Consider the following 13,235-nt stretch of genomic DNA (forward strand, 5'->3'; position numbering starts at 1 on the left):
AACCGTGGCCGAGCAGCACACTCCGCGATCCCTGATCGTCACCTTCTACGGGGCCTACGGGCGGGCCTTCGAGGGGCCGGTCCCCGTGTCCGCGCTGATCCGCCTGCTGGGCCCGGCCGGGGTGGACGCGCCGTCGGTCCGCTCGTCGGTGTCCCGGCTGAAGCGGCGCGGCTTCCTGCTGCCCGCCCGGGCGGCGGACGGTTCGGCGGCGTACGAGCTGTCCCCGGAGGCGCGGCAGCTGCTGGAGGACGGCGACCGGCGGATCTACGGCAGCCCGCCGCGCTCGCCCGAGTGGCTGGTGGCGGTGTTCTCCGTCCCGGAGCAGGAGCGCCACAAGCGGCACCTGCTGCGCTCCCGGCTGGCCCGGCTCGGCTTCGGCGCGGTGGCGCCGGGCGTGTGGATCGCCCCGGCCCAGCTGTACGAGGAGACCGCGCACACGCTGGAACGGCTGCACCTGACCCCGTACGTGGAACTGTTCCGCGGCGCCCACCTCGGCTTCGCCCCGACCGCCGAGGCGGTGGCCCGCTGGTGGGACCTGGCCTCGCTGGCCAAGCAGCACGAGGAGTTCCTCGACCGGCACGAACCCGCCCTGCGCGCCCTGCGGTCGGGCCCCGGCCCGACTCCGGAGGAGGCCTACCGCGGCTACCTCCTCGTCCTGGACGGCTGGCGCCGCCTGCCCTACGCCGATCCGGGGCTGCCGCGCGAGCTGCTCCCGGCCGGCTGGCCGGGCGACCGGGCGGCGGCGGTCTTCGCGGAACTCCACGCGCGGCTGCGGGACGTGGGCGCCGCCTTCGCGGGGCTCTGACGGGAATCCGGGTGCGCGGGGGCCCGTGCGGACGCGAGGATGGGCCATGACCTGGACCTTCACTCGTGACCTGACGGCGTACCTGGCGGCGGCGGGCCCCTCCGTGGCCGCACGGCCCGTGTCGGACACCATGCTGCTGACCACGGCGGACGCCCTGGAGCGGCGCGGCCCGCACGCCTTCGGCCCGGCGGACCCCTTCTTCGGCTGGTGGACGGGGGCCGACGGGGCGGTCTCCGGCGCACTGCTGTGCACCCCGCCGTTCCCCGTGCTGGTCGGCGCGTTGCCGCAGGAGGCGGCCCGGGCCCTGGGGGCCGCCCTCGCCACCGAACCGCTGCTCGCCGGCATCAGCGCTTTCAACGCCCGCCGGGCCGACGCCGACGTACTGGCCGGGAGCTGGGACAGGCCGTCCCGGTGCGCCGAGGAGAACCGCCTGTACCGGCTGGCCGGGCTCCGCGCCCCGGATCCCGCCCCCGCCGGACGGGCCCGCGCTGCCACCGAGGCCGACCTCCCGCTGCTGCTGGACTGGATCGGGGCCTTCGACCAGGAGGTGGGACGGCCCGGGGCGGGCTCCCCGGCCGCCCTGCGCGACCGGATCTCGTACGGCGGGATGCTGCTGTGGGAGGACGCCGGAGTCCCCGTCTCCCTGGCGTCCTTCTCCCGCCGGACCGGTCCGGCCTGCCGCGTCGGCCCGGTCTACACCCCGCCCGGGGCGCGCCGGCGCGGCTACGCCGCCGGGGTCACGCACGCGGCGAGCCTGGCGGCGCAGGCGGCCGGCGCCTCGGAGGTCCTCCTCTTCACCGACCTGGCCGACGGGACCAGCAACGGCGTGTACCTGCGGCTGGGTTACGTGCCGGTCGAGGACCGGGCGGAGGTGGTCGCCGTCTGACCGGCCGCGGCCGGCGGGCGCCCGTCAGCCGCGGCCGGTCGGCGGCGGACGGCTGCCCGCCCGGTAGGGGGCGGGCCAGGGCGCGGCCGGGCCCTCGTAGGACTGCTCGGCGGCGGCGTGCAGGGTCCAGTGGGGGTCGTAGAGGTGGGGACGGCCGAGGGCGCAGAGGTCCGCGCGTCCGGCCAGCAGCAGGGAGTTGACGTCGTCCCAGGAGGAGATCGCGCCGACCGCGATCACCGGGATCCCCAGTGCGTTGCGGATCCGGTCGGCGTAGGGCGTCTGGTACGAGCGCCCGTACTCGGGGGTCTCGTCCGCCACGACCTGGCCGGTCGAGACGTCGACGGCGTCCGCGCCGTGGGCGGCGAAGGCGGCCGCGATCTCCACCGCCTCCTGTTCCGAGGTGCCGCCGGCCGCCCAGTCGGTCGCGGAGAGGCGGACCGTCATGGGCCGGTCCGCGGGCCAGACGGCGCGGACGGCGTCGAAGACCTCCAGCGGGAAGCGCAGGCGGTTCTCCAGGGAGCCGCCGTAGGCGTCGGTGCGGTGGTTGGTCAGCGGGGACAGGAATCCGGAGAGGAGGTAGCCGTGGGCGCAGTGCAGTTCCAGCAGGTCGAAGCCGCAGGCGGCCGCACGGACCGCGGCGGCCGCGAAGTCGGAGCGGACCGCTTCCAGGTCGGCGGGGGTCGCCTCGCACGGGACGGCCGAGACGCCCGGCCGGTAGGGCAGGGGGGAGGCGGCCAGCAGCGGCCAGTTCCCGTCCGGGAGCGGCTCGTCCATCCCCTCCCACATCACCCGTGTCGAGCCCTTGCGGCCCGCGTGCCCGAGCTGGACGCCCAGCGCGGTGCCGGGTGAGGAGGTGTGCACGAAGTCGGCGATCCGTTTCCACGCCGTCGCCTGCTCCTGCGCGTACAGGCCGGTGCAGCCGGGGGTGATCCGGCCTTCGGCGCTGACGCAGACCATTTCCGTCATCACCAGGGCGGCCCCGCCGAGGGCCCGCGCGCCGAGGTGTGTCAGGTGGAAGTCCCCGGGGACGCCCTCCACGGCCGAGTACATGTCCATCGGCGAGACCACGACCCGGTTGCGCAGGGTGAGTCCGCGCAGGGTGAACGGGGTGAACATCGGCGGGGTCCGCTCGTCCGGGGAGCCGAAGTCCCGTTCCACGGACCGGGTGAACCGCTCGTCGCGCATCCGCAGGTTGCCGTGGGTGACCCGGCGGCTGCGCGTGAGCAGGTTGAAGGCGAACTGCCGGGCGGGCTGGTCCACGTACCCGGCGATCTCCTCGAACCAGCGCATGCTGGCGGCGGCCGCCCGCTGGGTGCTGGCCACCGCGGGACGGCGCGCCGCCTCGTACGCGGCGAGTGCGGACGGAACGTCCGGGTGCGCGGCGACCGCTTCGGCGAGGGCGAGGGCGTCCTCCACGGCCAGTTTGGTGCCGGATCCGATGGAGAAGTGCGCGGTGTGGGCCGCGTCGCCGAGCAGGGCCACCTTGCCGTGCGACCAGCGCTCGTTCGCGACGGTACGGAACCGGGTCCACGCCGAGCGGTTCCCGCGCAGCGGCCGCCCGCGCAGGGCCTCGCTGAAGATCTTGGCGCAGCGGGCCGCCGACTCCTCCTCGTCGCACAGGTCGAGGCCCGCCGCCGTCCACACCTCCTCGCGCATCTCCACGATCACGGTGGAGGCGTCCGCGGAGTACGGGTAGGCGTGCAGCTGCATCACGCCGTGCTCGGTCTCGGCGACCTCGAAACGGAAGGCTTCGAAGGCGAAGTCGGCGGCCAGCCAGATGTACCGGCAGCGGCCGCTCGTCACCGTCGGCCGGAAGTGGGCGGCTGCGCCCTGCCGGACCGCACTGTGCACCCCGTCCGCGGCGACCACCAGGTCGTGGGAGGCGACCAGGGCGCCGGCGTCGGGGGCCTCGGCGCGGAAGCGCAGGCGGACGCCCAGTCCGGCACAGCGCTCGTGCAGGATCTCCAGCAGCCGGCGCCGGCCGAGGGCCGCGAAGCCGTGGCCGCCGGAGGTCAGCAGCCGGCCCCGGTGGACGACGTCCACGTCGTCCCAGCGTACGAACTCCGCGCTGAGGGCGGCGTGGACGACGGTGTCGGCCCGCTCGATGCCGCCGAGGGTCTCGTCGGAGAGGACCACGCCGAAGCCGAAGGTGTCCTCGGGGGCGTTGCGTTCCCACACCTCGACGGCGTGGCCCTGCCGCGCCAGGAGCGCCGCGGCGTACAGTCCTGCCGGCCCGCCGCCCACGACGGCGACCCGCAGTGCGCCGGGCACGGCGCTACCTGCCCTTCCAGTGCGGCGGCCGCTTCCCGGTGAAGGCCGCGTGGAACTCCGCGTAGTCCTCGCCGTTCATCAGCAGCGCCTGGGTGGCCGCGTCGAGTTCGACGGAGGCGGCCAGGGGCATGTCGAGTTCGGCGGTGAGCAGTGCCTTGGTCTGTGCGTAGGCGAGGGCCGGTCCGGCGGCCAGGTGCGCGGCCAGCTCGGCGGCCCGTACGTGGGCCTTGCCCTCGTCGGTGAGTTCGCTGAGCAGCCCGATCCGCTCGGCCTCGGGCGCGCGTACGGCCTCGCCGAGCATCAGCAGCCGGGTGGCGTGGCCGAGGCCGACGACCCGGGGCAGGAGGTAGGCGGCGCCCATGTCCCCGCCGGAGAGGCCGACCCGGGTGAAGAGGAAGGCGAAGCGGGCGGTGGGGTCGGCGATGCGGAAGTCGGCGGCGAGGGCGAGGACGGCTCCGGCTCCGGCGGCGACCCCGTGCACGGCGGCGATCACCGGGAAGGGGCATTCGCGGATGGCCCGCACCACCTGGCCGGTCATCCGGTTGAAGTCGAGGAGCTGGGCGGTGTCCATGGCGAGGGTGGCACCGATGATCTCGTCCACGTCCCCGCCGGAGCAGAAGCCGCGGCCCTCGCCGCCGAGCACGAGGGCCCGTACGGAGCGCTCACGGGACAGTTCGGCCAGCAGGTCGCGCAGGTCCGCGTAGGCGGCGAAGGTCAGCGCGTTCAGCTTCTCGGGGCGGTCGAGGGTGACGGTGGCGACGCCGTCCTGCCGGGTCACCCGGAGGTGGCGCCACCGTTCGGTCGCTGAGGTGGAACCGGTGAAGGGGCTCACACCACAGACGGTATCACTGGATCGTGACCATCGTCACAGAAACGCGACAGATGAGTGAAGGGGCGTGGGGCGCGGTGCGCCAGGGCACTGAGCACCGGGTGCGGGTACCGCCCCACCGCGCGCGGCAAGGCCGTGTGGTTCACCCTGTCCGCGCGGCCGTGCCCGGCATGACTATGCGCCGGGCTCCGCTCCGGAGCCGGTGAGCGTGGCGACGAGGACGGCCTTGATGGTGTGCAGCCGGTTCTCGGCCTCGTCGAAGACCACCGAGTGCGCCGACTCGAACACCTCGTCGGTCACCTCCAGGGAGGCGAGCCCGTGGCGCTCGTGGATGCCCCGGGCGACCTCGGTGCCCAGGTCGTGGAAGGCCGGCAGGCAGTGCATGAACTTCACGTCCGGGTTCCCGGTGGCCCTCAGGACGTCCATGGTCACCGCGTACGGGGCCAGGGCCGCGATCCGCTCGTCCCAGACCTCCCTGGGCTCCCCCATGGACACCCAGATGTCGGTCACGACGAAGTCGGCCTGGCCGACCCCCTCGCCGATCTCCTCGGTCAGGGTGATGCGGGCGCCGCTGCCCTCCGCGAGCTCCCGGGCCGCGGTCACCACCGACTCCGCCGGCCAGTACGCCTTCGGCGCCACGATCCGCACGTCCATGCCCAGCAGGGCACCGGTGACGAGATACGAATTGCCCATGTTGAAGCGGGCGTCGCCCAGGTAGGCGAAGGCGATCCGCTCCAGCGGCTTGTCGCTGTGCTCGGTCATGGTCAGGAGATCGGCCAGCATCTGGGTGGGGTGCCAGTCGTCGGTGAGGCCGTTGAAGACCGGCACGCCGGCGTGGGCCGCCAGCTCCTCGACGACGCCCTGGCTGTCACCCCGGTACTCGATGCCGTCGAACATCCTGCCGAGCACGCGGGCGGTGTCCCTGACCGACTCCTTGTGCCCCATCTGCGAACCCGAGGGGTCGAGGTAGGTGGTGTGGGCACCCTGGTCGGCGGCGGCGACCTCGAAGGCGCAGCGGGTGCGCGTGGAGGTCTTCTCGAAGATCAGCGCGATGTTCTTGCCCCGGAGCAGGCGCTGCTCCGTCCCGGCCTTCTTGGCGGCCTTCAGCTCGGCGGCGAGCTCGACGAGGCCGCGGAACTCGGCGGCGGTGAAGTCGAGCTCCTTGAGGAAACTGCGGCCGGCGAGATCGGTGGCCATGGCGTCGCTCCAGCGTCACGGTGACAGGGGATGCTGGAAGTCTATACGATCCTATGCATTCATATACAGGCCGGGGCCTCCCGTACCGGCCCGCGGGCCCGCCCGGACCTGCGCCCGGGCGAGCCCGCGGACACCCCTGGACCACCGGAGCGCTAGACCGCGTCCCGCTCCACGGGGCAGCTCATGCAGCGCGGACCGCCCCGGCCGCGCCCCAGCTCGCTGCCCGGGATCTCGATCACCTCGATGCCCTCCTTGCGCAGGTGGGTGTTGGTCGTCACGTTCCGCTCGTACGCGACCACCACCCCCGGCTCGACGGCCAGCACGTTGCAGCCGTCGTCCCACTGCTCGCGCTCCGCCGAGTGCACGTCCTGCCGTGCGGTCAGCACCCGGATCCTGTCCAGCCCGAGCGCCGCGGCGACGGCCCGGTGCATGTGCTCGGGCGCATGGTCGGTCACCTTCAGGTCGGAGGCCCCGGCTCCCGGCTCGATCGTGTAGGAGCGGAGCATGCCGAGCCCCGCGTACTGAGTGAACGTATCTGCGTCGACCATCGTCATCACCGTGTCCAGGTGCATGAAGGCCCGCCGCTTGGGCATGTCGAGCGCCACGATGCTCGTCGCCGACCCGGCCGCGAACAGGCCCCGGGCCAGCATCTCCACGGCCTGCGGCGTGGTCCGCTCGCTCATCCCGATCAGCACCGCCCCGTTGCCGAGGACCAGCACGTCCCCGCCCTCGATCGTCGAGGGGTAGTCCGCCTGCCCCTGCGACCAGTAGTGGAAGGCTCCGGAGGAGGTGAACAGCGGGTGGTGCTTGTAGATCGCCTCGAAGTGGACGGTCTCGCGCTGCCGGGCCGGCCAGCGCATCGCGTTGATGGACACCCCGTCGTAGATCCAGGCCGAGGTGTCCCGGGTGAAGAGGTGGTTGGGCAGCGGCCCCAGCAGGAAGTCGTCCAGTTCCATGGCGTGGAAGCGCACCGACACCGGCTCGGCGTGCCGCTCCAGGAACTCCCGCTTGGTCATACCTCCGACGAGCGCCTCGGCCAGGGCGGCCTCGCTCAGCCCGTCGAAGACCGACCGCAGGTGGTCGGTGGCCAGCGGCCCGTACTCCTTCTCGTCGAAGACCCGGTCCAGGACGAGGTGTCTGGCCTCCGGGATGGCGAGGGCCTCGCACAGCAGGTCACCGAAGAGGTGGACCTCCACGCCCCGGTCGCGCAGCACGTCCGCGAAACCGTCGTGCTCCTGGCGGGCCCGGCGCACCCACAGCACGTCGTCGAAGAGCAGTGCGTCCTTGTTGCTCGGTGTGAGCCGCTTCAGCTCCAGGTCGGGCCGGTGGAGGATGACGCGGCGCAGCCGCCCGGTCTCGGAGTCGACATGGAATCCCATGCCGTACACGTTCGCAGACCGGGCGGCCGTTTGACGTGGCGTCTGCTCAGCGGGGGGTGGCGAGGCCCAGAAGCGCCGACGGCGCACCGGTCAGCTCCGGGGCGATCAGGCCCAGCTCGGGCGTGGTCAGGTTCGGCAGACCGGAGTTGGAACCGTCCGGCATCGTCAGCGGGGAACCGACGAGCAGCCCCGGGGTCCGCGTGCGCAGGGTGCCGGCCGGGGACTCCAGGGACCCCTCGCCGTCCGTCTCCGGTGCGCCCAGCAGGTTCGGCACCGGCGAGGTGACGAGGGTGTCGCCGAGCTCGGTGCCGATCGGGACCACGGGGAGCAGCGGGGTGGGGAGCATGTCCCCCGTGTGGTGGCGCGGCGCCTCGGGCGCACCGACCACCGGGACCGGCACTCCGGTGGCCACGCGGGGGGTGTCCACCCCCAGGGTCGTCTTCACGGCGTCCAGCGGGACACCGACCGGGACCGAGTCGGCCACGGCCGGGGTGGCCGCGCCGGCCGCGGCCATACAGGTCATGAGCGCCGCAATGCTTCCGCGCGCGGTCATCTTCATAGGTGATGTTCCGTCCTTCCAGGGTCGCGGACACTCCGCTGCCCTGGATGAACGATCCCGCCGGTGGTTTTCCCGGAGTTCTCCGCGAAAGTTCCCCCATACGACCTAATTCGAGGCCGTACGGGGGCCCCGGCTTTACGCCCCGGCCCGGGAGCCGGGACCCCGGGGGCCGGGGCCGCGCGTCAGAGGCGGGGGTCGACGGGCTCCGACTCCAGGGCGAGCACCGCGAAGACGGCCTCGTGGACCCGCCACAGCGGCTCCTCGGCCGCCAGCCGGTCCAGCGCCTCCAGCCCGAGCGCGTACTCGCGCAGGGCCAGCGAGCGCTTGTGCCCGAGGAACCGGCCGCGCAGCCGCTCCAGGTTGTCCGGACGGGTGTACTCCGGGCCGTAGATGATCCGCAGGTACTCGCGTCCGCGCACCTTCACGCCGGGCTGGACCAGGCGGCCCTTGCCGTCGCGGGCGTACGCCTGCAGCGGCTTGACGACCATGCCCTCACCGCCGGCCGCCGTCAGTTCCGTCCACCACTGCGTGCCGGCCCGTACGGAATCGGGGTCTGCGGTGTCCACCAGGATCCGGCCGGTGCGCCGCAGCAGGCCGGTGCCCGCCGCCTCGTCGGCCGCCACGAGGCGGTCGAGCCAGAACAGCTGCTCGTCGTGCGGGACCGCGGCGAGCGACCGCCCGGCCGCCGCCAGCAGCTGGAACGGGGCGAACCGCACCCCGTCCAGCCCGTCGGTGGTCCAGCAGTAGCGGCGGTACGCCTCGGTGAAGGCGGCCGCGTCGGCGGCCCGGTCGCGCTGGCGCTCCAGCAGGGCGCCGGTGTCGATGCCCCGGGCGGACGCCGCTTCCAGCGCCGCGATCGCGTCCGGGAAGACGGCCCCGGAAGCCGCGCCCACGGCCGCGTACTGGTTGCGCAGCAGCCCGCCGGACTTCAGCGACCAGGGCAGCAGTTCCCCGTCGAGCAGCAGCCAGTCCGTGCCCAGTTCCTCCCACAGCCCGGCGTCGGTGACGGCCGACCGGAGCCGCGCGAGGACCTCCTCGGTGACCTGGGGGTCGTGGAAGAAGGGGCGCCCGGTGCGGGTGTAGACGGAGCCGGTCGGCCCGTCGGTGCCGAACCTCTCGCGGGCCGTCCCCGCGTCCTTGCAGACGAGGACGGTGGCGCGGGAGCCCATGTGCTTCTCCTCGCACACGACCTGGGCGATGCCGTCCTTGAGGTACTGGGCGAAGGCCTCGGCCGGGTGCTCCAGGTAGCCGGGCTCCTGCGAGGTGGCGGTCGGCGCCATGGTCGGCGGCAGGTAGGGCACCAGCCGGGGGTCCACCGCGAAGCGGCTCATGACCTCCAGGGCGGCGGCCGCGTTCTCCTCGCGCACGGTGACGTTGCCCAGGTGGCGGGTCTCCACCACCCGGCGCCCGTGCACGTCGGCCAGGTCGAGCGGGCGCCCGTCGTGCCCGCCGGGCGCCTCGGCGACCAGCGGCTTGACCGGCTCGTACCAGACCTTCTCGGCCGGCACGTCGACCAGTTCGCGCTCCGGCCAGCGCAGGGCGGTCATCTTCCCCCCGAACACCGCGCCGGTGTCGAGGCAGATGGTGTTGTTGATCCAGGAGGTGTCCGGCACCGGGGTGTGGCCGTAGACGACGACCGCCTTGCCCCGGTAGTCCTCGGCCCACGGGTAGCGCACGGGCAGGCCGAACTCGTCGGTCTCGCCCGTGGTCTCCCCGTACAGGGCGTGCGAGCGCACCCGGCCGGAGGTGCGGCCGTGGTACTTCTCCGGCAGCCCGGCGTGGCAGACGACGAGCTTGCCGCCGTCGAGGACGTAGTGGCTGACGAGGCCGCGGATGAACTCGCGCACCTCGGCGACGAACTCCTCCGGCTCCCCCTCCAGCTGCTCGATGGTCTCGGCGAGGCCGTGGGTCCGCTGGACCTTGGATCCCTTCAGGTAACGGCCGAGCTTGTTCTCGTGGTTCCCGGGCACGCACAGGGCGTTGCCGGACTTCACCATGCCCATGACCCGGCGCAGCACGCCCGGGCTGTCCGGTCCGCGGTCGACGAGGTCGCCGACGAAGACGGCGGTGCGGCCCGCGGGGTGGATTCCGTCCTCGTAGCCGAGCTTCGCGAGCAGGGTCTCCAGCTCGGAGGCGCAGCCGTGGATGTCGCCGATGATGTCGAAGGGGCCGGTGAGGTGGGTGAGGTCGTTGAAGCGCTTCTCCAGGACGACCTCGGCGGTCTCTGCCTCCTCCACCGAGCGCAGCACGTGCACCTTGCGGAAGCCCTCGCGTTCCAGTCCGCGCAGCGAGCGCCGCAGGTCGCGGCGGTGGCGCTGGATGACGGCGCGCGGGAGCCCGGCCCGGTCGGGGCGGGTGGAGTTGCGCGCGGCGCAGACCTCCTCGGGCATGTCGAGGACGATGGCGATGGGCAGGACGTCGTGCTCGCGGGCGAGCTGGACCAGCTGCCTGCGGGCGTCCGCCTGGACGCTGGTGGCGTCGACGACGGTGAGGCGGCCGGCGGCGAGACGCTTGCCGGCGATGAAGTGCAGGACCTCGAAGGCGTCCTTGCTGGCGCTCTGGTCGTTCTCGTCGTCGGCGACGAGGCCCCGGCAGTAGTCGGAGGAGAGGACCTCGGTGGGCTTGAAGTGCTTGCGGGCGAAGGTGGACTTGCCCGAGCCGGTGGCCCCGATCAGGACGACGAGGGACAGGTCGGTCACGGGCAGCACGCGGCCCCGGGACGTCGGTGCGGCCTCGGCGGCCGTGCCCCCGCCGGCTGCGGCGGGCGCGGCGGCTGCCCCGGCGGACGGGCCGGCGGTCCGGGTGTCGTTCCCGGTGCCGGTGGTCTCGGTGGTTCCGGTGGTTCCGGTGGTCTCGGTGGTCATGCCGCCTCGCCCTCCTTCGGGGTCTCGTTGTCGGTGACGGCGGTGAAAACGGCCATCTGGGTCGGCGGTCCGACCTCGGGGTCGTCGTCCCCGACGGGGACGAACCCGACGCCGTACCCGTGGCGTCCGGCGACGTCGCGCGCCCAGGTCCGGAACTCCTCGCGGGTCCACTCGAAGCGGTGGTCACGGTGGCGGACGTGCCCGGCGGGCAGGGTCTCCCAGCGGACGTTGTACTCCACGTTCGGGGTGGTGACGAGGACCGTACGGGGGCGGGCCGCACCGAACACCGCGTACTCCAGCGCGGGCAGCCGCGGCAGGTCCAGGTGCTCGATGACCTCGCTGAGCACGGCCGCGTCGTAGCCGGTCAGGCGCTTGTCGGTGTAGGCGAGCGAGCCCTGCAGGAGCTGGACGCGGGCACTCTGGCGCTCCCCCATCCGCTCCAGCCGCAGCCGCTTGGCCGCGGTGCTCAGCGCCCGCACGGACACGTCGACCCCCACGATCTCGGTGAAGGACACGTCTGCGAGCAGCGTCTGCACCAGCTGGCCCTGACCGCAGCCGAGGTCGAGCACCCGCGCGGCGCCCGCGGCGCGCAGGGCCGCCAGGATCGCCTCGCGCCGCTGCACGGCGAGCGGTACCCGCCGCTCCGTGGTGTCCGCGGTGGCCGCGTCGTCGTCGACGGCGTCGTCGAGTTCCTCGACCTCGCTGCCGTCGGCCTCGGCGAGACGGACCAGCTCGAGGCGCTCCAGGGCGTTCTGGGTCAGCCGCTTGTGGCGGGCCAGGTAGCGGGAGCTGATCAGGCCGTTCTCCGGGTGGGCGGCGAGCCAGCCGTCTCCGGCGCGGAGCAGTTTATCGACCTCGTCGGGGGCGATCCAGTAGTGCTTGGCGTCGTCGAGCACGGGCAGCAGGACGTACAGCTGCCGCAGGGCGTCCGCGAGGCGCAGCTCGCCCTCCAGCACGAGCCGCACGTAGCGCGAATCCCCCCACTCGGGGAACTGCTCGTCGAGCGGTACGGCTTCCACCTGGACGAGGTCCCAGCCGAGCGGGTCGAACAGCCGGTGCACCAGCTCCGCCCCGCCGCGGGCGGGCAGTGCCGGTACCTCGATCCGCAGCGGGCGCGCCTGCTCCGGCAGGTCCGGGCGGGCGGCGCACCGGCCCTTCAGCGCGCTGCGGAACACGCCGCTGAGGGCGACGGCCAGCAGCGAGGAGGCCGCGTACGGACGGTCGTTGACGTACTGCGCGAGTGCGACGTCCGGAGCCCCGCCCCGGCCCTTGCCCTGGCCGCGCCGCACGAGCGCGACGGGATCCACCTCCAGCAGCAGGGCCGCCGTGCACCGCTCGGCCGTGGCCTCGGGGTAGAACACGTGGGCGGTGCCGTGGGAGGTGGAGAACGCCTGCGTCTTCCCGGGATGCTTGTGCAGCAGGTAGCCCAGGTCCGTCGCGGGTCGTTCAGGGGAGCCGGTGGTGGAGATCGTCAGGAACACACGGCCGATTGTGGCTGGCCACCGGGGTGCACCGCCCCTTATTTTCCGCGCGGCGGGCCCGCCCCCGCGGCCGCGGCCAGCGCGGCGATCCGGTCGGGTCCGATACGGCAGCAGCCACCGGTGAGGCGGGCTCCGGCGCGGCGCCAGGCGGCGGTGGGCCAGGGGGCGGCCTCCTCGGGGGCGTGCCAGGTGCGGGTGGCGGCGTCCCAGACGGAGCCGTCGTTGGGGTAGGCCACGAGCGGCGCGCGGGTGACGGAGGCGGCTGCTTCGAGGGCGGGCAGGACCTCCGACGGGTCGCAGCAGTTGACGCCGAGGGCGATGACCTCCGGCGTCCCGGCCGCGAGCGCGAAGGCCTCGGGGAGGGGCAGGCCCGAGCGGGTGCGGCCCCCTTCGACGGTGTAGCTCAGCCAGGCCCGGGCGCCCGTCCCGGCGAGGATGCCGAGCAGGGCCTCGGCCTCGTCCGGGTCGGGGACGGTCTCCAGGGCCAGCACGTCGGGTCCCGCGGCGAGCAGGGCCTCGATCCGGGGCCGGTGGAAGTCGGCGAGTTCCCGCACGGTCAGGCCGTACCGGCCGCGGTACTCGGAGCCGTCCGCAAGGACCGCACCGTACGGGCCCACGGAGGCGGCCACCCACACCTCGTGGTCGGCGGCCTCGGCCGCGCGGACGGCGAGGTCCACGCTGCGCCGCAGCAGCGCTGTGGTCGCGGCGCGGTCGTGACCGTGGGCGGCGAAGGCGTCGTAGCCGACCTGGTAGGAGGCGGTGATCAGCACCTCGGCGCCGGCCCGGGCGTACGCCGTGTGGGCGGCCTCGATCTGGTCCGGCCGCTCGGCGAGCACCCGGCCGGACCAGAGGGCGCCGGACAGGTCGCAGCCCTGCGCGGCGAGCTGATTGCTCAGCCCGCCGTCCAGGACGAGGGACCTGCGGCCGAGGGCTTCGGCGAGCGGGCCGGACGCGCGGGGCACGG

10 protein-coding genes and 1 pseudogene are annotated in these 13,235 nt (G+C 73.8%); 3 read left to right on the forward strand and 8 right to left on the reverse strand.

Going from position 1 to position 13,235, the window contains the following annotated elements:
• Window positions 1-4: 4 nt before the first annotated feature.
• On the forward strand, window positions 5-805 hold the full coding sequence (locus ACFWUZ_RS10115) for a PaaX family transcriptional regulator C-terminal domain-containing protein (protein ID WP_384370111.1): 801 nt from the start codon (window positions 5-7) through the stop codon (window positions 803-805).
• Between the two features lie 46 nt (window positions 806-851).
• Complete coding sequence (locus ACFWUZ_RS10120; protein ID WP_384370114.1) at window positions 852-1,691, forward strand: GNAT family N-acetyltransferase; 840 nt, start codon at window positions 852-854, stop codon at window positions 1,689-1,691.
• 24 nt (window positions 1,692-1,715) lie between these two features.
• On the opposite strand, the gene ACFWUZ_RS10125 is transcribed toward ACFWUZ_RS10120, so the two are convergent.
• Both ACFWUZ_RS10125 and ACFWUZ_RS10130 read right to left on the reverse strand, forming a co-directional pair.
• Entirely contained in the window at window positions 1,716-3,962 is a 2,247-nt protein-coding gene (locus ACFWUZ_RS10125; protein ID WP_384370117.1) for a bifunctional salicylyl-CoA 5-hydroxylase/oxidoreductase, read from the reverse strand.
• Window positions 3,963-3,966: 4 nt separating this feature from the next.
• Window positions 3,967-4,794, reverse strand: coding sequence for an enoyl-CoA hydratase family protein (locus tag ACFWUZ_RS10130; RefSeq protein ID WP_384370120.1), 828 nt, complete (start codon window positions 4,792-4,794; stop codon window positions 3,967-3,969).
• Between the two features lie 60 nt (window positions 4,795-4,854).
• Between ACFWUZ_RS10130 and ACFWUZ_RS10135 the strand changes: the two are divergent.
• Window positions 4,855-4,965, forward strand: a pseudogene (locus ACFWUZ_RS10135) (ATP-binding protein); the annotation flags it as partial.
• Here ACFWUZ_RS10135 and argF read toward each other — a convergent pair.
• From argF to mmuM, 6 genes are all read right to left on the reverse strand, one after another.
• Window positions 4,966-5,988: an ornithine carbamoyltransferase gene (gene argF, locus ACFWUZ_RS10140; RefSeq protein ID WP_384370123.1), complete on the reverse strand. Its 1,023-nt coding sequence runs from the start codon at window positions 5,986-5,988 to the stop codon at window positions 4,966-4,968.
• Window positions 5,989-6,140: 152 nt separating this feature from the next.
• A complete protein-coding gene (locus ACFWUZ_RS10145; protein WP_384370126.1) occupies window positions 6,141-7,367 on the reverse strand; it encodes an arginine deiminase in 1,227 nt (408 codons plus the stop codon).
• 46 nt (window positions 7,368-7,413) lie between these two features.
• On the reverse strand, window positions 7,414-7,926 hold the full coding sequence (locus tag ACFWUZ_RS10150; protein ID WP_384370129.1) for a hypothetical protein: 513 nt from the start codon (window positions 7,924-7,926) through the stop codon (window positions 7,414-7,416).
• Window positions 7,927-8,108: 182 nt separating this feature from the next.
• Window positions 8,109-10,790, reverse strand: coding sequence for a polynucleotide kinase-phosphatase (locus ACFWUZ_RS10155; protein ID WP_384370131.1), 2,682 nt, complete (start codon window positions 10,788-10,790; stop codon window positions 8,109-8,111).
• Complete coding sequence (locus tag ACFWUZ_RS10160) at window positions 10,787-12,271, reverse strand: 3' terminal RNA ribose 2'-O-methyltransferase Hen1 (RefSeq protein WP_384370134.1); 1,485 nt, start codon at window positions 12,269-12,271, stop codon at window positions 10,787-10,789. Before ACFWUZ_RS10160 ends, ACFWUZ_RS10155 begins: the two co-directional genes overlap by 4 nt.
• A gap of 38 nt (window positions 12,272-12,309) precedes the next feature.
• On the reverse strand, window positions 12,310-13,233 hold the full coding sequence (gene mmuM / locus ACFWUZ_RS10165) for a homocysteine S-methyltransferase (RefSeq protein WP_384370137.1): 924 nt from the start codon (window positions 13,231-13,233) through the stop codon (window positions 12,310-12,312).
• Window positions 13,234-13,235 lie beyond the last annotated feature (2 nt).

Source organism: Streptomyces sp. NPDC058646 (assembly GCF_042716875.1).
GTDB lineage: Bacteria > Actinomycetota > Actinomycetes > Streptomycetales > Streptomycetaceae > Streptomyces.